This is a genomic window from Mycobacterium sp. 29Ha, assembly GCF_032883055.1.
In the GTDB taxonomy this organism is placed as follows: Bacteria; Actinomycetota; Actinomycetes; order Mycobacteriales; family Mycobacteriaceae; genus Mycobacterium; species Mycobacterium gallinarum.
On record NZ_JAMQTI010000009.1, the window covers coordinates 115,221 to 134,470 of the forward strand.

The following is a 19,250-nucleotide window of genomic DNA, read 5'->3' on the forward strand; positions in this document are numbered from 1 at the left end:
CTGCGGTCAATAATGCCGCTATGGCGGTGCTAGGCGATGTACTGAACTGGACCCGGCACCAGGTTGCCTCCCGGGTGCCCAGGGCCGACCTCGACCAACGCGACCCCGACTACATCCGTGAGCAACTGCCCGGGCTGTGGCTGCTTGCGTCGCTGTACTTTCGTGCCGACGTCCGCGGTCTGGACCGGATTCCGGCCGACGGCCCCGTGCTGATGGTCGGCAACCACAGCGGCGGCAACCTCCCGCCGGACACGTTCGTCTTCACGCTGGCGTTCTGTTCGTACTTCGGCGTCGAGCGACCGTTTTATCAACTCGCCCACAATCTCGTCGTGTCGATGCCTGGACTCGGCTCGCTCCGCAAGTTCGGCACCGTGGCCGCCAACCACGAAAACGCCGAGCTGGCACTGAAGTCCGGCGCCGCGCTGCTCGTGTACCCCGGCGGTGATTACGAAGTGTTCCGACCGTCGTGGCAGCGGCACGACGTGGATTTCGGCGGCCGCAAGGGCTACGTCAAGCTCGCCCGTGAGGCCGGGGTCCCGATCGTCCCGATCGCCAGCGTTGGCGGCCAGGAGGCGGCGCTGTTCCTCGACCGTGGGCAGTGGCTGGCCAAGCTGCTGATGGTCGACAAGATGGCCCGGCTGAAGAGCGTTCCGATTCTGCTGGCGCCGCCGTGGGGTCTGACGGTCAGCGACATGGTGCCGCGGTTGCCCCTGCCGACGAAGATCGCGATCGAGGTCCAGGACCCGATCGAGCCCGACGACATCGCCGGCAGCGACGACGACGTCGTGCACGAAAAGGTGGAGGCCGCGCTGCAGGCAGGGGTGGACCGGCTTGCGGCGGAACGACGATTCCCGGTGTTGGGCTGATGTGGGCCCACGCCCGAAGGGCCGGGGACGCCTGCGCGAAGAAGAGACGGTTCTGATGAGGGTCCAACGGCAGTGCGTGGTCGACGCCGACCGCGAAGCGGTGTGGAAGGTGGTCAGCAGCCCCGACTGCTACCCGGAGTTCATGGCCAGCCTCGAACGGTGGGAAACAGTCGACGACGGGCCGGCCGGTCTCGGCGCCCGCTATACCGTGCATTGGAAGGTCGGGTCGGTGCCCATCGGCGGTGTCATCGAGGTCGTCGAGTTCGATGCGCCACGCGAATTGTCGTGGGTGGGGCTCACCGGCGTCTCACAGCGCGGACGTTTTCGGTTGCGCGAGACGGCCGACGGCCGCACGAAAGTCACCTTCCGGCTGGCCTATGAATCAGCGGGCAACGTCCTCGGGCTGATCGCGGACCGCGTGGCCGCCGGCCAGGTCGGCCGAAACATGGGTGAGACGCTGAAGAACCTGCGTCACCTGGTCGAAGGCTAGGCCGGTGGCGCGGGGGGAGCGCCTGCGCCAGGAGCGCCCTGGATCGGCACCACCGGCGTCGGGGTCACGGTCGTGACGCCGTTACCGCCCACAGTGGGGCCACCCGACGGGCCCATCTGCTCGAGTTGGTCGGCTGCGGCCTGACTGCAGTCCAGCATCAGCAGGATGCGACCGCCCGATGTCACCTTCTGGCTGTCGACGAGGCAGTTGGCCTGGGACAGCACGCTGCCGAATGATCCGCCGAAGTAACCCTTGTAGCCCTGGGACTTCAAAATTTGCAGCGCCTTGTTGTAGGGCTCGCCGACGACGTTCATGTAGTTCGAGCCGCCCGGCTGGGACATGGCGATTCCCGCTCCGACCAGCGCGGCGGAGCCGACCGCCACGAGCCCCCCGCTCAGCACAACGAGCTTCTTCACGTGAAATGTCTCCCTATGTCGATGCGGTGCGAACATATCGCAGACGTGACGAATGTGAAACCGGAGAAGAAGCGCTCAGTGTTACAGCTGGGATTACACCTGGGTGTTCACCGCGGCCCGCATCACCTGGCCCAACGCGGCCGCCCGCGGATCGGCGAAAACGTCCTCGAGCAGCATTTTCTTGCCGTCCGGGCCCGCCAGCGGCACTCTCCAATTCGGGTATTCGTCCGTCGTTCCCGGCTGATTCTGGGTGCGCAGGTCCCCTACGGCGTCGGCCAGCGAGAGCGCCAGGAGCCTCGACCGCGTCCGGCCCAGGTACTTGTACAGCGCGCTGACCACCTGATCGACTCCGACCTCGTCCAGATCGCCGCTCAACAACCCGACCCGGCGCAGCTCGTCGAGCCACGCGGCCTGCTGGCGGCGATCGGCGGCCAATTCCTCGTCGGCGGGCCGCGTCAGCAGCCCGAGCTCGTCGCGCAGCCGGACATGTTCGCCCGCGAGGTAGCCGGGGGTCGGGGGGAGGTCGTGCGTGGTCACCGAGGACAGGCAGAACTCACGCCAGCGCTCAGCCCGCAGCGGCGCGCCGTCACCGTCTCGGTCGAACTCGAACCACAAGATCGACGTGCCGAACAAGCCGCGCTCGCGCAGATAGTCGCGCACCCAGGGTTCGACGGTGCCCAGATCCTCGCCGACGACGACGGCGCCGGCTCGGTGGGCTTCCAGCGCGACGATCCCGATCATCGCCTCGTGGTCGTACCGCACGTAGGTGCCCTCCGTCGGCGGGGCGCCCTTCGGAATCCACCACAGCCGGAACAGTCCGATGATGTGGTCGATCCGCACGCCACCCGCATGCCGAAGCAGCGTGTTGACGAGCGCGCGGAACGGCTCGTAAGCCTGGTTCGCGAGTTCGTCGGGTCGCCACGGCGGCTGCGACCAGTCCTGGCCGAGCTGATTGAACTCGTCCGGCGGCGCGCCTGCGGTGACGCCCAACGCCAGCACGTCCTGCAGTGCCCATGCATCGGCCCCGTTGGGGTCGACCCCGACGGCGAGGTCATGCATGATGCCCAGCCCCATGCCCGACGCCACCGACGTCGCTTGCGCCGCGGTCAGCTGATCGTCGAGTTGCCATTGCAGCCAGCGATGGAAATCGACGGCCGCCGCGTTGTCGGCGGCGAACCGGGCGACGGCCGGGCTTTCGGGATGGCGCAGCTCCTCGGGCCACTCGTGCCAATCGCCGCCGTGTCTCTCGGCCAGGGCGCACCACGTCGCGAAATCGTCCAGGTTGCGGCCCTGCCGCTCGCGGTAGGCCTGGTATGCCAGTTCCCGGCCCGCGGATCGCGGCACACGGTAGACGGCCTCGAGCGCGGCGCGCTTGTATTTCCAGACGCGGTCACGGTCGACGAGGCGCGACTTGTGTGCGCGCGCCTGCGCATTCGCCCGGGCCTTGACGATGCGGCCCCGATTCTCGACGTACGCGAATTCGGGGATCGCCTCCACCCGCAGGTATATCGGATTGACGAAACGCCGTGAGGTCGGCAGGTAGGGCGACGGCTCCATCGGCGGGGTGGGCGCGGCGGCGTGCAACGGGTTGACGAGGACGAAGCCCGCACCGTGCCGAGACGCCGACCATACGGCGAGATCGGTGAGGTCGGTCAAATCGCCGATGCCCCAAGAGGTTCGCGATCGGACACTGTAGAGCTGGGTGGCCAGACCCCACGTACGTCCCGTCGGCGGCTCCAACGATGCGGGGGAGACGATGATCGGTGAACTGATGTCGGACGTTCCCAGTTGCAGATGCAGTTCGTGATAACCGAGCGGCAGGTCGGCGGGTAACTCGAAGCTTGCTTCGCCGACCAGTCGGCCAGCGAGATCATAAGGGGGACGGTTGTTTTCGAGCTGGCGCAGACCCGTCCGGACCGATCCGTCCTCGAGCCGGATCCACAACCTCACCGGATCGCCGTGTGTGACGTGTACCCAGAACGACGACGTCGATCCGGCGCGGCCGACGATCACCGGCGGCAGCGAGCGAGACCAGTGGTCACGATCGTGTTCTGCCAATGCCGCGGTTCGCCGAGAGTCGGTGGCGGCTGGCACGCCGAGGGCGTCGAGCACGCCGACCAGCGTGGATTCGGAGACCGTGATGCGCCTTCCGCTCCAGTCTTCGTATTCCGTTGCGACGCCGTACCGTCGCGCCAACTCGACGAGCGACTCGGGGAGTTCGGTCATGCGGCTATCTTGCCCGCAATCAGTCGACGTCACGCATCAGCAGGTCATCCCAGGTGTCGCGGCGGACCGCCAGCCGCGCCGCACCGGCGCGGGTGAACACCACCGGAACCCGGCGGGCGCCGTTGTACTGATTGGACATCGTGTAGCAGTAGGCCCCGGTGACGGGCACCGCGAGCAGATCGCCGATCGATGGTTCGCGCAGTGCGACGCCGTCGACGAGTTGGTCGCCCGATTCGCAGTGCCGTCCCACGACGCTGACGGTTTCGCCGCCACCGACCCGGTCGACGATCGTCGCCTCGAACCGCTGACCGGTGAGCGAGACCTCGAGGTTGTCGCCCATGCCGCCGTCCACCGCGACGTGCGTGACGACGCCGCGTTTGAGGGTCGTCACGCGATAAACCGTGCATGCGCTGTTGGCGACCATGCTGCGGCCCGGTTCGACGATGATGCGGCTGCCGGCGGGCAGCAGCGCCTTGGCCTGCCCCACCATCGCTTCGGCGTACTCGTCGAGTGACGGCGGATGCTCGTCGTAGGTGTAGCGCACCCCGAGGCCGCCGCCGAGGTCATACACCTCGAAGGTGCCCAGCTTCGCGATGGGCTCGACCGCCTGCGCGAGTTGTTCGATGTTGAGCAGCTGCGAGCCGACGTGGGTGTGCACGCCGTCGAGCCGCATCTTGGCGCTGCGCTCGATCCGCGCGATCGCGGAACGGGCGTCGTCGGGCATGAGGCCGAACTTCGACCCCGCATGCCCGGTCGCCTGCGAGGCATGGGTGGCGGCCTCCACGCCCGGGATGACCCGGACCAGGCACGGCTGCTGATGTCCGGCGGGAACGATGCGCTCCAGCCGGTCGATGTCGTCGAAGTTGTCAACCACCACGAGGCCGACGCCGTGCTTTACAGCCAGGCCGAGTTCGTCGTCGGATTTGGCGTTGCCGTGCAGCAGAATCCGGGCTGGGTCGGCGCCCGCCTTGAGAGCGGTCCGGATCTCGCCGCCGCCGGCGACGTCGAGGTGCAGACCCTCCTCGACCATTACCCGCTGAACCGCAGTGCACGGGAACGACTTCGAGGCAAACGCCACATCGCACCGCGGCCAGCGAGACCGGAAGGCGCCCAGGTAGTCGCGGGCGCGCTGCCGCAACGCGTCTTCGGATACCACGATTGCCGGCGTGCCGAATTGCGCGGCCACGTCGTCGAGCCGGCAACCGCCGACCACGAGGGTCCCGTCGCTGTCGGTGCGGGTGCCCGGCGGGAAGAGACCGACCAATTCGTCGGCCGTCGTCTCGGCTTTTTTCCGCTCTTCGCCCGAGCGCTCATCGCCGTCGATCGTCATCGCCCCAGCGTCTCACCGCGGGTGCGCGCGTGAACGCGGTCGACAAAGTTGGTGCCGTCGCCTACTGTATGTCTGTAATGATCCTTACAGAGCGAACCCCCACGAAGAAGCAGCAGCAGGGCGAGCAGTCCCGCGAGCAGATCCTCGACGCGACGGAAAAGCTGATGAGCTCACGCGGCTACGCGGCGACGTCGATCAGCGACATCCGCAAGGCCTGCGGTCTGCCGGCCAGCTCCATCTACTGGCACTTCGGATCCAAAGACGGCGTGCTGGCGGCTGTCATGGAACGCGGCGCCCAGCGGTATTTCGCGGCGATTCCCGTCGAGGCCACGGTCGAACGGCAGCTGGACGCGGTGATCACCCAGCAGTCGCAGCATCCCGATTTCCTGCGGCTGTTCCTGCTCCTGTCGCTGGAGCGCAGCGACGATCCAGCGGTCGCCGAAGTCGTTCGGCGGGTGCGCGATACCGCGATCGCGCGGTTCCGCGCCGCGATCGCACAACTCCTTCCCGCTGACCTCCCGGACCACACGGCGCAGCGCGTCCGCGATGAACTCGCCGCGGTGGCCGTCGCGCTGTCGGACGGCATCTTCCTCGCGGTCCATCTCGAGCCCGAGACCACCGACGTCGACCGGATGTATCGGCGGCTGCATCAGACCCTGACCGCCTTGATCCCAACTCTCTTGGAGGAGAAGTGACCGCAACCCCGAATAAGACAGCGATCATCACCGGTGCCAGTGCCGGGCTCGGATTGCAATGCGCGAGAGCGCTTCTCGCGAGTGACCCAACCTGGCACGTCGTGTTCGCGGTGCGCGACGTGGCGCGTGGCGCGCTGGCGGTCGAACAGGCCGGCCACCCGGCGCGGTGCACGGTTCTAAAAATGGACCTCGCGTCACTGATGTCGGTCCACGCCTTTGCCGACGACTTCCGCGGTCGCGGACTGCCGCCGCTGCACGCGATCGTCTGCAACGCCGGCGTTCAAGTGGTGTCGGGCACCGAACACACCGCCGAGGGCGTGGAGATGACGTTCGGAGTCAACCATCTCGGACACTTCGCCCTGGTGCGGGACCTGCTCGCGGACCTGGCCCACCCGGCGCGCATCTTGGTCGTCGCCAGCGGCACCCACGATCCGGCGAAGACCACCGGGATGCCCGCACCGCGCTACACCAAGGCTGCCGACCTCGCGCACCCCGCGGATGACGAACCGGTCGACGGCCGCCGCCGGTACACCACGTCGAAGCTGTGCAACGTGCTGTACGCATACGAACTCGACCGCCGGCTCGGCTGCGGCGCCAACGGTGTCACGGTCAACGCGTTCGATCCCGGCCTCATGCCCGGCTCCGGCCTGGCCCGCGATTACTCGGTGATCGGGCGGTGGGTGTGGCGGTACGTGTTCCCGCTGCTGCGGGTGTTGCCGAACGTCAACAGCACCCGCTCCTCGGGCGCGCATCTGGCGGCACTGGTGTGGGAGCCCCGGTTCGACGACGTCACCGGTACGTACTTCGAAGGGACGCGGCCGATCGCATCGTCGGCCGACTCCTACGACCGTGAGAAGGCGCTCGATCTATGGGAGACCAGTGAGCACCTACTGGAAAGCGCTGAATACCAGGATCAGCGCGGCGAATCCCGCGGTCGACCAGCCCAGTAGGGCGACTTCGGTTCTCGGCTCGACCATGAAATGCCGACCCCGCCGGCGTCCCAGATAGACGGCCAGTATCGCCAACAGGGCCCCTACGACTGGAAGCACCGCCCGCCCGTCGTCGAGTGGACCGGCGCCGAGCAACGGGAGGGCCCCCGCCACAAGAAAGCTGAGAGCGCTTCTTTCCCAAGCCAATTGGGTGCGCTCCGCCTGAAGGCCGGGTTTTTCCGATCGGGACGTCATGGCTAGGGCTGGACCGCGATCACGACGATCAACGCGATGGTCAGCGCCACGATGGCGCCGCCGAGCAGAACCGGCATCAGGGATCGAGGCAGTTCGGCACCCTTCTGCATTGCGGCCTGCACAGCACGCCAACGCAGAACCGCCAGGACCGCAAGGACGCCGCCAGATGTGGTGAGTGCCATCCCGAGGCCGTGGCGCACTCCGGGGATGGTCAGGGCCGGCACCAGCTGAACGACGGCGACACCGCCCGCGATGAGTGCGAGCGCGGTGCGGATCCACGCCAGGAACGTCCGCTCGTTGGCGAGGGTGAAGCGATAGTCCAGATCCTGGTCAGCCTCGTCCGCACCCACGAGCAATCAGCTTAGGTTCGGAGGGTCGGTAGTGTCACCGGACATGGCGCCCGAATCTCGGAATGGGGCCGCGGCGCAGCAGCGAACGGCGCGTCTTGCCGTCGCGGCGCTGTTCCTGAGCAACGGTGCGCTGTTCGCCAACCTGCTGCCTCGCTACCCCGAAATCAAGGCGGATCTGCAGCTGTCCAACACGGTTTACGGGATCGCGATCGCGGCGTTCTCCGCGGGCGCGCTGGTGGCAGGCCTCTCCGCGGCGGCGTTGATCCGGAGGTACCGATCGTCGCGCGTGGCGGTCGTCAGCACCCTCGGCCTCGCGGGATTCGTTGTCGCTGCGGCCCTGGCGGGGACCCCGTTGATTCTCGCCGCGGCGTTGTTCATGGCGGGAGCCTGCGATGCGATCACCGACGTGGCGCAGAACGCGCACGGGCTGCGGTTGCAGCGTAATTACGGCCGGTCGATCATCAACTCGCTGCATGCGGTCTGGGCGGCGGGAGCCATCATCGGCGGCGTGATGGGCGCCGCCGCGATCGCGCTCGACATATCTCGGCCCATACATCTGGCGTTCGCCGGGATCCTGTTCGGGGGCCTCGTGCTGATCGCTTACCCCTCTCTGTTGAAGGGACCCGATCACGACGACCATCCGTCGGCGCGCACCGGGAGCCGAGGAGACGCGGGATTCGCGGTGTACGGCACGTTGGTCGCGCTCGTCGTGCTCGCCGTGGCGGGCGCAACCGTCGAGGACGCAGGAAGTTCCTGGGCGACACTGTATTTGCGTGACAGCCTCGGTGCGCCAGGTGCCGTCGCGGTCTTCGGTTACGTGGCGCTGGTCGGATTCATGTTCGTCGGCCGGCTGATCGGGGACCGCCTTGTCGACAGGTTCGGCGAACGCGAGGTGGTTCGCGCCGGTGGCCTCCTCGCGGCCGCGGGAATGGGGGCGGCGCTGGCCTTCCCCTCGATTCCCGGCACCATCGCGGGATTCGCCGCGGCGGGATTCGGAGTCGCGACCCTGATCCCGGCGGCGATGCACCGCGCCGACCAGCTGCCTGGCCTGCGCCCGGGCAGCGGATTGACGGTGCTTACGTGGCTGATGCGGATCGGCTTCTTCGGCGCGCCCCTGATCGTCGGCGTCATCGCCGATGCGACGAGCCTACGAATCGGCCTGCTGTCCGTGCCTCTCGCGGGGCTGGTGGCGATCGCACTGGCCGGAGCGCTCAGTGCGCGACCCCGATTGAATCACCGGCTCAGCCGGCGGTGACCATCTCGATGGTGAGCACGCCGCCGATGATGAGCACGATGCCGAGCCCCATCATCGGAGTCAGGGGTTCTTTGAACAGGAACCGCGCGATGACGGCCACCAGCGCGATGCCGCACGCCGACCACACGCCGTAGGCGATTCCGACCGGCATGCCCAGTCCCAGCGACACATACAGCAGATAGAACGACAGGAGGTAGCCGGTGATGATCGGTGCGATCCACGCCTTCTTCCGAAATCCGTCCGACGCGCGTAGCGACAGGGTCGCGACCACCTCGACGAGTATGGCGCCGGCGAGCGCGAGCCACATCACCGAGCCGCCCCGGCGGGGACATCCGGTTCCGGCTCGGCGGCCGAGGCGCGATGCGAACCGAGCTCGATCAGCAGCACCCCGGCGATGATGAGCCCGATGCCCGCGACGATCGGCCAGGTGAACGGGTCACCGAAGAGCACGGCGGCCAGAACCGCAGTGACCGCCGTGCCCAGCGCGCCCCAGATTCCGTACGCGATGCCAACGGGTACGCCGGCGCGCAGCACCATCGTCAAGAACATAAACGAGGTGAGATAGCCGGCGACCACGACCGCGAGCCACGCCGAATGATCCTGGGCGGCACGCAGAGACAGCGTGGCGGCGACCTCGGTCGAGATCGCGCCCGCAAGCAGCGCCCACTTCAGCACGGCACCAAGCTATGCCATGGCCCTCAGACGGCGCGTTCGACCATGGGTGTGAGTACCTCGTGCGCGAACTGACGCAATTCGGCGTCGTCGCTGAAGTCGGGGTCGTCCGGCGGCATCGAGATATAGGTGACGAACAACCGGGCGAACACATCGGCGACCCAGCGGACCTGCCGTGGCGGTGTCCCCGGCGTGTCACCGTGGATGTAGTTGGCGATGAACGCCGACCCCATCTTCAACAGTTCCGCCGAATCGATCGGTGCGGGTTCGACGTGACCGGCGCGACGCAGCATCGGATGCTCGCGGGCGAACGTGACCGCGGCGATGAACGCCGCGGCCACCCCTTCGTTGGGATCGTCGGTGGCGTCGATGGCATCGGCGACAGCGCCGAGGAACCGTTGCGTCTCCCGGCGAACCAGCGCTTCCACCAGATCGTCGCGACGGGGATAGCGGCGGTAGGCCGTCATCCGTGACACACCAGCGCGGCGCACCACATCCTCGACCGTAATCCGTTGCAGCCCAACTGCTGCCGCCTCCTGAAGAGCGGCGTCGAGTATGCGTTGACTGGTCCGGTCGGCCGCTTCGTCCACGTTGCCGCCCGCTTTGCCGATGGACGCGGCGCCGCCGATGACCTCGATGAGCTGCGCGTCGATCACGACACCGCGACCTTCGGACGCGCACCTGCGGCACGTTCGCGGGCGAGCTGGGCGTAGCGCGGTGTCCCGAATGCCCACCGCAAGTGCCGGGCGTCGAGGTGCAGGGCGGGTTCGATGAGCCGGCGAATAAGCGCGGACGGGCGGTCATAGCCGATGAGCTCGCGTGCCCACGCCGGGGCGCGGCTCATGCCCGCGTGGATGGCGAACCGGTGCAGTTGCCGGTCCACCGGCCTTGGCAGGTCGGGGAAGAACGGCGACGTCGTCAAGAAGTCGATGAACTCACGCGTCTGCGCGTTCACGCTCAGCTTCGGTCGCATGGTCTCGACGTAATCGTCGAGTTCGGCGGCCGTCGTCGGCACCCAGTCGGCGCCGCCCAACCTGCCGATCACCGCCTGTTCGGTCAGATACCGGTCTTGCTCCTCGCGGCTCAGCGGGCGTTTGGTGTGTTCATAGGTCCGCAGAATCATCCACGGGATGCATGTGTGGACCCAGGCGATCAGCTCGGGATCCAGGGCGCGGTACGGCACGCCGTCGGGGCGAGTGCCGGTGACGAACGAGTGCACGTGCTTGACGCGTTCGATGACCCGGGTGGCGGCCTCGGTGTTGCCGAACGTCGTGGTCAGCACGTAGCCGAGGGTGGCGCGGGCGCGCTGAAATGGGTCTTCGCGGTAGTTGGACAGATCCTGAACGCCGGCCACCACGGACGGATGGAGGATCTCCAGCACGATCGCGGGCAAACCGGCCTGCGAGACGGATGCCAGGTCGGCGTTGATCTCCCACGACATGCTGCCGGGCCCGATCAGCCCGGGATCGCCTGGTGGCCCACCGTAGATCGCCGGATCATCATGACGACCAGCGCTCTTCTCGAAATCCTGCACGATGCGGTGGCGAAGCTTCTCGGCGGCGACGACCCGCTTCGGTATAAATGTGACACTCACACCACCAGGTATACCATCCGACCGCGGAGAGATGCGGTACGCGCGCGTACTGTGGAGTGGTTGTTTTCTCATCGAGGAGGTCAATCGGTGACAGCAGAGGCCAATACGCGACGCTCTGCCGACGACGGGTCGCCGGCGGTGCCCGCAGTCGAGCGGCCGGTCGTCGACACCAGCTACGGACCCGTTCGCGGCGTCGACAACGGAACGATCAAGGTGTGGAAGGGCATTCGCTATGCCGCGGCGCCAGCCGGCGACCTGCGGTGGCGGGCACCCCAGGCGCCCCAGCGGTGGTCGGAGCCGGCCGACGCGACGCGGGTGGGACCCGTCTGCCCACAGCCCACCGATCCGAGGATCCCGATCGACCTCGGCGCGCCGCAGGGTGACGACTGCCTGACGTTGAACGTGTGGGCGTCGTCGGATACCGAGGCGGGGGACGGCAAACCGGTGATGGTGTGGCTGCACGGCGGCGCTTACATCCTCGGCTCGTCGGCGCAATCGCTGTATCACGGTGCTGCACTGGCGAGCGGCGGCGACGCGCTGATCGTCACGGTCAACTACCGGTTGGGCGCACTCGGGTTCCTGGACCTGTCCTCCTTCGGCGACGGGTTCGATACCAATCTCGGCCTGCGCGACGCGCTGTTCGCACTGCAATGGGTGCGCGACAACATCGCCGGATTCGGCGGCGACCCCGCCCGCGTCACATTGTTCGGCGAGTCGGCCGGCGCAGGCATGGTGACCACGCTGCTGGCGAGCCCCGCCGCCGCGGGACTGTTCTCGGCGGCCATCGCCCAGAGTTCGCCGGCGACGTCGATCTACGACTCCGAGCGCGGCCGCCGCTTCGCCGAGTTGTTCCTCGATGCGCTGGACATCGGGCGGGGCGAAGCCCAACGCCTGCCCGCAGTTCCGATCGAGGCCGTGTTGGCGGCCTCCAAGAAGGTTTTCGACGAAGTGCCGGCCCGCTGGCCGGGGACACTGGCCTTCGCGCCGATCATCGACGGTGACGTCATTCCCGCGCACCCGGTGAAGCTGGCCCGAGAAAGTCGCACGCATCCAGTCCCGTTGATCATCGGCACGAACAAGCACGAGGCCGCGCTGTTCCGGTGGATGAAGTCGCCGTTGATGCCGATCTCGCCGCAGGCGCTGCGCGCGATGTTCACCGAGATCGCCGCCGAGCAGCCGGCGCTGCAGCTGCCCGATGAAGCGCAGATCCGCACCGCATACCGCGGCCGGCCCAAGACGATCGGCATGGGGGTGGCCCGCGACATCGGTTTCCGCATGCCGTCGATCTGGTTTGCCGACGGCCACCGGGAGGTCGCACCCGTCTACCTCTACCGGTTCGACTTCGCGCCCCCGATGCTGCGCCTGTTGCGCCTCGGCGCGGCGCACGCCACCGAGTTGCCGTATGTATGGGGCAACCTGGTCGGCGGCCCTAAGGACCCGACATTCAAATTGGGCGGCCTCAAGGCCGGCAAGACGGTGTCGGCGCGGCTGCGCAGGCGTTGGATGAGCTTCGCGGTGGACGGCACGCCGTCCGCGTCGGCCGGGGATCCCGAGTGGCGTCCGTACCGCAAAGAGGATCGGGCGTCGCTGATCATCGATGCATCCGAACGGGTGGTCGACGATCTGGACCGTGACCTGCGATTGGCCTGGGGGGACGAGGTGCTCAGCTTCCGCTGAGCCACTCCGAGTTCCCTTCGTCCCCTGCCCTTCGGGCGTGGGCCCAGCGCTCGCCCCGCTTGGTCGTAGACTTTCCCACCGGAGGTGTCACCTTGGACGTGAACGGGGCCTGGACACGTGTCTTCTCGGACGTGCTACCGCCGCTGATGCACGACCCGGTGACGTTCGCGATCCCGTTCTTCCTCATCATGCTGATCATCGAATGGGTCAGCGCGGGAAAGCTGGTACATGACGAGGCGGAACGGGCACCGGCGGGCGCCTATCTGAAGCCCGACGCGTGGGCGAGCATCAAGATGGGGCTGGTTTCGATCGCCACCAGTGGCGTCCTCAACGCCATCGCCCTGTTGGCCTATGCCGCGCTCTACGTCTACGTGGCCCCGTGGCAGCTGCCGTCCACCGCCTGGTACACCTGGGTGATCGCCATCGTCGGCGTCGACGTCCTCTACTACTTCTATCACCGGATCGCGCACCGCGTCCGCCTGATCTGGGCGACCCATCAAGCACATCACTCCAGCCAGTACTTCAACTTCGCCACCGCGCTGCGCCAGAAGTGGAACATCAGCGGCGACGTGTTCCTGCGGGCGCTGCTGCCACTGCTCGGTGTGCCGCCGTGGATGGTGTTCGCCAGCTTCTCCATCAACCTCATCTACCAATTCTGGATCCACACCGAGCGCATCGGAAAGCTCTGGCGGCCAATCGAATTCGTCTTCAATACGCCGTCGCATCACCGCGTTCACCACGGCATGGACCAGCAGTACCTCGACAAGAACTACGGCGGCATCTTCATCCTCTGGGACCGGCTGTTCGGCAGCTTCAAGGAAGAGAACGTGCGCCCGAACTACGGGCTGACCAAGCAGGTCGACACCTACAACATCTGGACGCTGCAGACGCACGAATATGTGGCGATCTTCCGCGACGTCCGGTGCGCGTCACGCTGGCGAGACAAGCTGGGCTATGCCTTCGGTCCGCCGGGTTGGGAGCCCGCCGGACGCCGCGTCGACGAGGGGTCTGCAAGGGTTCGCGTATAGATCGGCGCTCCACCCCGCAGTATGGAGCCATGGATGTCCGAGAGGTTTTGCTGCCCGGCGTCGGGTTGCGCTACGAATTCGACAATCGTGACGGCGACCGGATCGGCGTGGTCGCACGACGCACCCGTGACTTCGAAATCGTCGTGTACCCAAAGGAGGACCCCGACCAGGCACAGCACGTGTTCCGACTGACCGAGGACGAGGCAGAAGCCCTCGCTCAGATCCTGGGTGCGCCGCGAATCGCGGAACGATTCGCCGACCTCACCCGCGAAGTCCCGGGCCTCGATGCCGGACAAGTTGTCCTCGAGCCCGGGAGTCCATTTGCGAATCGCCCCCTCGGGGAGACCCGGGCACGGACGCGCACCGGCGCGTCCATCGTCGCGATCGTGCGCGACGACGCGGTCCTCGCTTCGCCAGGTCCGGCCGAAACTCTCCGCGCCGGTGACGTTTTGGTGGTGATCGGCACCGCGGAAGGCATCCTTGGCGTCGAAGACATCGTCGCCAGAGGCTGACCGGTGCAGATCTCGGCGACGTTGCTGCTGGAGCTCGGCGTCATCCTCACGGTGCTCACTGTGCTGGGCAGCGCTGCACGCAGGTTCGCACTGTCGCCAATCCCGCTGTATCTCCTGGTAGGCCTGGCACTCGGAGACGGCGGCGTCGCGCCGATACCCGCTGCCGGGGAATTCGTTCACGCCGGGGCAACCATCGGTGTGGTCCTTCTGCTGCTCGTGTTGGGGCTGGAGTTCTCGATCGGCGAATTCGCCAGCAGCCTGCGCAGACATCTGCCGTCGGCGTGGGTAGATCTGTTTCTCAATGCGCCACCCGGGGCGATCGCGGGCTGGCTGCTCGGGCTCGACGGCGTCGGGATCCTGGCGCTGGCCGGCGTGACGTACATTTCGTCGTCAGGCGTCATCGCCAGGCTGCTCTCCGACCTGCGCCGGCTCGGCAACCGCGAGACCCCGGCCGTCCTGTCAATTCTCGTGCTCGAGGACTTCGCGATGGCGGCCTACCTCCCCTTGCTGGCGGTCCTCGCGGCAGGCGGAACCTGGTGGCAGGCGATTCTCGGCGTCACGTTCGCCGTTGCCGCGTTGGTGGTGGCGTTCATCGCCTCCCTTCGCTGGGGACATCACCTCGGCCGCCTGGTTGCGCATCCTGACAACGAGCAGCTTCTACTGCGAATCATGGGCCTGACGTTGATCGTTGCCGCGCTGGCCGAGTTCGTGCACGCGTCGGCCGCGGTCGGTGCGTTCCTGGTCGGTCTCACGCTGACCGGTGACGCCGCGGACCGCGCGCGGATTGTGCTGAGCCCGCTGCGGGATCTGTTCGCGGCAATCTTCTTCCTGGCAATCGGCTTCTCCGTGAACCCTGCGGAGTTGATTCCGATGCTGCCCGCCGCTCTGGCGCTCGCGGCGGTGACAGCCGTGACGAAGGTGTTGACCGGCCGGTTCGCCGCCCGTCGTGACGGGGTGGGCAGGCCCGGGCAGTTGCGCGCGGGTATGGCGCTGATCGCCCGTGGGGAATTCTCACTCGTCATCATCGGCCTGGTCGCGATGTCGATCCCACAGCTCGGTGCGGTCGCGACTCCCTACGTATTCATCCTCGCGATTGTCGGACCCGTGTTGACCCGCTTCAGCGGAGGTGGCCTGCGCCCTGCCGTCAGGCAGATCGGCGAAACACCGGCGACCGATCGGCAATAAGGTCGCCATACCATCGCTGCACAGCGGACCCCGTCTCGCGCTCGGCCATCCGTTGACCCGCACGGTGTCGCGAATCGCCGGGCGGCGTCGAGGTGATGCAACCGGCGGCCTCGAAGGACGCCCGAGCTGTGCCGCGGCCGTCGTAGGCACCGTGGTATTGCGCCCGTTCGCGCCGAGACCACGAGCGCCACGCAGCCATCCTCACCGGCCCGGCAACGGATCCTCGACGCCGCCGCCATCGGCCCCGTAGTCTCCGCCGTGTGCACACAGTGTTCGATGCCCCCGTAGATCCCCGGTTGATCGAACGTTCGCTTGCGGCAAGCTCCTTCGGTTCGATGTGGCTGGACATTCCCCGGCCCGCCTACCCTCAGCTGACCGCATCGATCACCTGCGACCTGCTCGTGGTCGGCGGCGGCTACACCGGGCTCTGGACGGCACTGCATGCCGCCGAGCGCAATCCGGACCGGCGCATCGTCCTCATCGAGGCCAACCGCATCGCGTGGGCGGCATCGGGACGAAACGGCGGATTCGTCGACGCCAGCCTGACTCACGGAGCCGAGAACGGAAAAACACGCTGGCCCAACGAGATCCACACTCTGGACCAGATGGGCATCCAGAACCTCGACGGCATGCAGGCCGACATCGAGCGTCTGAGGCTAGATACGGAGTGGCAGCGCACCGGAATGCTTTCGGTCGCCACCGAACCGCATCAGGTCGACTGGCTGCGGGACGCCGCGGACGGGGGAGAGGGCCGCTTCCTCGACACGCAGCACGTCCGCGCCGAAGCGAACTCGCCGACCTATCTGGCGGGGCTGTTCAGTGCCGACACGTGCGCCATCGTCCACCCGGCCAAGCTGGCGTTCGAGCTCGCCCGCGCGTGCACGGACGCTGGCGTGCAGATCTACGAGCGCGCCAACGCCACCCGGTTGGAGTCCGAGAGCCGTGCGCTGCGCGTGCACACCGCCGCCGCGGCCATCACCGCGCGCCAGGTGGTGCTGGCGACGAACGTCTACCCGAGCCTGTTGCGCCGCAACCGGTTGCACACCGTTCCGGTTTACGACTACGTGCTGGCGACCGAGCCGCTGACCGACGCGCAGCTGGACCGCATCGGGTGGCGGAACAGGCAGGGAATCGGTGACTGCGCCAACCAGTTTCACTACTACCGGTTGACCGTGGACAACCGCATCGTGTGGGGCGGCTATGACGCGGTGTATCACTTCGGAGGCAAGGTCGATTCCACCTACGAGGATCGGCCCGACACGTATCAGCGCCTCGCCGCGCACTTCTTCATCACGTTCCCTCAACTCGACGACGTCCGGTTCTCGCACCGCTGGGCCGGCGCCATCGACACCAACACTCGCTTCTGCGCGCACTGGGGTCGGGCCCACGATGACCGGGTCGCGTATGTCAACGGGTTCACCGGCCTTGGCGTAGGCGCGGCGAGGTTCGCGGCCGACGTGTGCCTGGATCTGCTCGACGGAATTCCCACCCCGCGCACCGAGTTGGAGATGGTGCGCCGACGCCCGTTGCCGTTCCCGCCCGAACCGATCGCGAGCATCGGCATCCAGGCGACGCGATGGTCTCTGGACCGCACCGACCATTCGGCGGGGCGCCGCAACATCTTTCTTCGCACACTCGACGCGCTGGGTCTCGGCTTCGATTCCTGACGGCCCCTTGTCGATCGGGCCGAACGGCCGCCGTTGCCACTCTGTAACGCTTCTGTGACCCTTGCCGATGGGCTGAAGTAGGTACGCCAGTTGTGTGATTGCTCCTGGTCGGGCGCGGGTATCACTTCTCGCACTCGGCCTGTGGGCATCTCTTGACGCCGGTACCCTTTACACACTTGAGACCCAAGGGGGCGACGATGCGCCGACGATCGTTACGCGTTTTCGCGACAGTGGCAGCATCGCTCGGCGCGCTCGTGCTCCCCGGTGTGCCTGTGCAAGCCGATCCGGGCGTCATCGTGTTTCCGGGCATGGAAATCATCCAGGGCACCAACGCGTGCACATTGGGATTCGTCGACCCCGCCGCGCGCATCGCCTACACCGCCGGCCACTGCCGCGGCGACGGCACGGTGCAGGACAGCGGCCGCAGACACATCGGGCAGCAGGCGTCGTTCCGGGACAACACTCCCGACGGTGCCACCATCGACACCAACCATCAGATCACCGACTGGGAGGCGATCACCCTCGCCCCCGACGTCGCGATCAACAACGTGCTGCCGCGCGGCCTGGTGCTGGTGTCCGATCCCGGCGTCGTGCCCACACCCGGCCTACCGGTGTGCCACTTCGGCGTGGTGACGGGCGAGAGCTGCGGGAACATTCAGGCGGTCTACAACGGCTGGTTCACGATGGCCAACGGTGTCGTGAGTCAGAAGGGCGATTCCGGCGGCCCGGTCTACTTCATCACCCCCGACGGCAGGGCCGCGATGATCGGGATGTTCAACAGCACCTGGGGACAGTTCCCCGCCGCGGTGTCCTGGCACGTCGCCAATCAGCAGGCGAGCCAGGACGACGTCATCTCCGCGGCGTCGGCTCCGGTGCCCTAACGCAGGAGTTCGAACACGGGAATCGACGGCGCTGTCGCGCTCATCTCCGCGTCCGAGGATTCGGGTGTCAGTCCGTCGACATGTCCCTTCACCTCCCAGAACCACCGATCAAGGTAGCGCCGCAACAGATCCGGCTTGGCGTCGTCGGCGACCTCGGTGATGCGCACCTCGTGGCTGCGCCAGCGCGGACCCATCTCGATAGCGCCCGCCGCCCGCGCGTTGCGAACCCACTGGGTGGTGCCGCGCGGTGAAACCAGGTAGTCGCGGCCGTCGACGGTCAACAGATTCACGACCACACCGCGACGCTTTCCGGTCTTTCGGCCCCGGACCCGCACTGCCACCGTGCCCGCGACGCTGATGCCGGCCTCGGCGAGCAGGCGGAACAGTTCGTTGACGGCGCGGGCGGCGGGTGTGGGCTGGTCGTAGCGCACAGACATCGCATTCTCCTTCGTATCGAGAGCGGTGCTCTCTTTCGAGGGTGGCACGCTGCGGTGTGAAAATCAAGAGCAGTGATCTCGTTTTGTGTGACACTGGCGGCATGGGCAAGCGGCAGGACGCGCGCGACCGCATCGAACGCCAGATCATCGAGCTCGGCCGTCGTCACCTGGTCACCGAAGGTGCGGCCGGGTTGTCGCTGCGCGCCATCGCGCGCGATCTCGGCGTGGTGTCGTCGGCGGTCTACCGGTACGTGGCCAGCCGCGACGAGCTGCTGACGCTGCTGCTCGTCGACGCCTATTCGGAGCTGGCGGACGCGGTGGACGACGCAGGTGCTTGCGAGACTTCGTGGCGCGATCGGCTTCTCGTCATGGCGCAGGCCGCCCGGCAGTGGGCCGTCGATCACCCGGCGAGTTGGGCGCTGCTGTACGGCAGTCCGGTGCCGGGGTATCGCGCTCCGGCGGAACGAACCGTCGGCCCGGGCACGCGAGTCGTCGGCGCGCTGTTCGGCGCCGTCGCCGCGGGCATCGCGGCAGACGACATCTCGACCTCCGACGTCGCTGTGGGGCAGCGGTTGTCGTCGGATTTCGACCGGGTGCGCGAGGAGTTCGATTTCTCCGGCGACGACTCCGCGGTCGCCAAGTGTTTCCTGCTGTGGGCGGGGCTGATCGGGGCGATCAGCCTGGAGGTGTTCGGCCAGTACGGGGCGGACACGCTCACCGACCCGGGGGATGCCTTCGACCTCCAGGTCAACCTGCTGATCGAGATGCTCACCCGATAATTCATT

At 67.3% G+C, this 19,250-nt stretch carries 22 protein-coding genes; 12 read left to right on the forward strand and 10 right to left on the reverse strand.

Annotated elements, in window-relative coordinates; genetic code table 11:
- The first annotated feature begins 20 nt into the window (after positions 1–20).
- Both M1248_RS13865 and M1248_RS13870 read left to right on the forward strand, forming a co-directional pair.
- On the forward strand, positions 21–866 hold the full coding sequence (locus M1248_RS13865) for a lysophospholipid acyltransferase family protein (protein WP_163728598.1): 846 nt from the start codon (positions 21–23) through the stop codon (positions 864–866).
- 55 nt (positions 867–921) lie between these two features.
- On the forward strand, positions 922–1,356 hold the full coding sequence (locus M1248_RS13870; RefSeq protein WP_163728596.1) for an SRPBCC family protein: 435 nt from the start codon (positions 922–924) through the stop codon (positions 1,354–1,356).
- Here the strand turns inward: M1248_RS13870 and M1248_RS13875 are convergent.
- From M1248_RS13875 to lysA, 3 genes are all read right to left on the reverse strand, one after another.
- The gene (locus M1248_RS13875) at positions 1,353–1,772 is read right to left on the reverse strand and encodes a hypothetical protein (protein WP_163728595.1); all 420 of its coding nucleotides are present in this window, start codon (positions 1,770–1,772) and stop codon (positions 1,353–1,355) included. The two genes, M1248_RS13870 and M1248_RS13875, sit on opposite strands and share 4 nt — an antisense overlap.
- Before the next feature lie 93 nt (positions 1,773–1,865).
- The gene (gene malQ, locus M1248_RS13880; protein WP_163728593.1) at positions 1,866–3,998 is read right to left on the reverse strand and encodes a 4-alpha-glucanotransferase; all 2,133 of its coding nucleotides are present in this window, start codon (positions 3,996–3,998) and stop codon (positions 1,866–1,868) included.
- A 19-nt stretch (positions 3,999–4,017) separates the two neighbouring features.
- A complete protein-coding gene (gene lysA, locus M1248_RS13885) occupies positions 4,018–5,328 on the reverse strand; it encodes a diaminopimelate decarboxylase (protein ID WP_317148726.1) in 1,311 nt (436 codons plus the stop codon).
- Between the two features lie 77 nt (positions 5,329–5,405).
- Between lysA and M1248_RS13890 the strand changes: the two genes are divergently transcribed.
- Both M1248_RS13890 and M1248_RS13895 read left to right on the forward strand, forming a co-directional pair.
- The gene (locus tag M1248_RS13890; RefSeq protein ID WP_163728590.1) at positions 5,406–6,023 is read left to right on the forward strand and encodes a TetR/AcrR family transcriptional regulator; all 618 of its coding nucleotides are present in this window, start codon (positions 5,406–5,408) and stop codon (positions 6,021–6,023) included.
- Positions 6,020–6,973, forward strand: a complete 954-nt coding sequence (locus M1248_RS13895) for an SDR family NAD(P)-dependent oxidoreductase (RefSeq protein WP_163728588.1) — start codon at positions 6,020–6,022, stop codon at positions 6,971–6,973. Before M1248_RS13890 ends, M1248_RS13895 begins: the two co-directional genes overlap by 4 nt.
- Here the strand turns inward: M1248_RS13895 and M1248_RS13900 are convergent.
- Both M1248_RS13900 and M1248_RS13905 read right to left on the reverse strand, forming a co-directional pair.
- Complete coding sequence (locus M1248_RS13900) at positions 6,911–7,207, reverse strand: DUF202 domain-containing protein (protein WP_163728586.1); 297 nt, start codon at positions 7,205–7,207, stop codon at positions 6,911–6,913. The genes M1248_RS13895 and M1248_RS13900 overlap by 63 nt on opposite strands.
- 2 nt (positions 7,208–7,209) lie before the next feature.
- Positions 7,210–7,557, reverse strand: coding sequence for a YidH family protein (locus tag M1248_RS13905; protein WP_163728584.1), 348 nt, complete (start codon positions 7,555–7,557; stop codon positions 7,210–7,212).
- Between the two features lie 43 nt (positions 7,558–7,600).
- On the opposite strand from M1248_RS13905, the gene M1248_RS13910 reads away from it, so the two are divergent.
- The gene (locus M1248_RS13910) at positions 7,601–8,812 is read left to right on the forward strand and encodes an MFS transporter (protein WP_163728582.1); all 1,212 of its coding nucleotides are present in this window, start codon (positions 7,601–7,603) and stop codon (positions 8,810–8,812) included.
- Here the strand turns inward: M1248_RS13910 and M1248_RS13915 are convergent.
- The 4 genes from M1248_RS13915 to M1248_RS13930 are packed head-to-tail and all read right to left on the reverse strand — an operon-like array spanning position 8,799 to position 11,078.
- Positions 8,799–9,119, reverse strand: a complete 321-nt coding sequence (locus M1248_RS13915) for a DMT family transporter (protein ID WP_163737196.1) — start codon at positions 9,117–9,119, stop codon at positions 8,799–8,801. The two genes, M1248_RS13910 and M1248_RS13915, sit on opposite strands and share 14 nt — an antisense overlap.
- Complete coding sequence (locus tag M1248_RS13920; RefSeq protein ID WP_163728580.1) at positions 9,119–9,487, reverse strand: DMT family transporter; 369 nt, start codon at positions 9,485–9,487, stop codon at positions 9,119–9,121. Before M1248_RS13920 ends, M1248_RS13915 begins: the two co-directional genes overlap by 1 nt.
- Positions 9,488–9,510: 23 nt before the next feature.
- Entirely contained in the window at positions 9,511–10,140 is a 630-nt protein-coding gene (locus tag M1248_RS13925; protein WP_163728578.1) for a TetR/AcrR family transcriptional regulator, read from the reverse strand.
- A complete protein-coding gene (locus M1248_RS13930) occupies positions 10,137–11,078 on the reverse strand; it encodes an oxygenase MpaB family protein (RefSeq protein ID WP_163728576.1) in 942 nt (313 codons plus the stop codon). Before M1248_RS13930 ends, M1248_RS13925 begins: the two co-directional genes overlap by 4 nt.
- Before the next feature lie 87 nt (positions 11,079–11,165).
- Here M1248_RS13930 and M1248_RS13935 point away from each other — a divergent pair, with 87 nt between their 5' ends.
- The 6 genes from M1248_RS13935 to M1248_RS13960 all read left to right on the forward strand — a co-directional run bounded on the left by M1248_RS13935 (position 11,166) and on the right by M1248_RS13960 (position 18,028).
- Entirely contained in the window at positions 11,166–12,755 is a 1,590-nt protein-coding gene (locus tag M1248_RS13935; protein ID WP_163728574.1) for a carboxylesterase/lipase family protein, read from the forward strand.
- A 146-nt stretch (positions 12,756–12,901) separates the two neighbouring features.
- Positions 12,902–13,783, forward strand: a complete 882-nt coding sequence (locus M1248_RS13940; RefSeq protein ID WP_163737193.1) for a sterol desaturase family protein — start codon at positions 12,902–12,904, stop codon at positions 13,781–13,783.
- 29 nt (positions 13,784–13,812) lie between these two features.
- A complete protein-coding gene (locus M1248_RS13945) occupies positions 13,813–14,295 on the forward strand; it encodes a cation:proton antiporter regulatory subunit (protein ID WP_163685018.1) in 483 nt (160 codons plus the stop codon).
- A 3-nt stretch (positions 14,296–14,298) separates the two neighbouring features.
- Positions 14,299–15,480 carry a cation:proton antiporter gene (locus M1248_RS13950; protein ID WP_163728572.1) on the forward strand — a complete coding sequence of 394 codons (1,182 nt, stop codon included), beginning with the start codon at positions 14,299–14,301 and terminating at the stop codon, positions 15,478–15,480.
- A 260-nt stretch (positions 15,481–15,740) separates the two neighbouring features.
- Positions 15,741–17,147: an FAD-dependent oxidoreductase gene (locus M1248_RS13955; RefSeq protein WP_317148727.1), complete on the forward strand. Its 1,407-nt coding sequence runs from the start codon at positions 15,741–15,743 to the stop codon at positions 17,145–17,147.
- A 197-nt stretch (positions 17,148–17,344) separates the two neighbouring features.
- Positions 17,345–18,028 (forward strand): hypothetical protein, encoded by a 684-nt coding sequence (locus M1248_RS13960; protein ID WP_317148728.1) that lies wholly within the window; start codon positions 17,345–17,347, stop codon positions 18,026–18,028.
- Here the strand turns inward: M1248_RS13960 and M1248_RS13965 are convergent.
- Positions 18,025–18,465: a nitroreductase/quinone reductase family protein gene (locus M1248_RS13965; protein ID WP_163728568.1), complete on the reverse strand. Its 441-nt coding sequence runs from the start codon at positions 18,463–18,465 to the stop codon at positions 18,025–18,027. The genes M1248_RS13960 and M1248_RS13965 overlap by 4 nt on opposite strands.
- A 101-nt stretch (positions 18,466–18,566) precedes the next feature.
- On the opposite strand from M1248_RS13965, the gene M1248_RS13970 reads away from it, so the two are divergent.
- The gene (locus M1248_RS13970; RefSeq protein ID WP_163728566.1) at positions 18,567–19,244 is read left to right on the forward strand and encodes a TetR/AcrR family transcriptional regulator; all 678 of its coding nucleotides are present in this window, start codon (positions 18,567–18,569) and stop codon (positions 19,242–19,244) included.
- Positions 19,245–19,250: the final 6 nt, after the last annotated feature.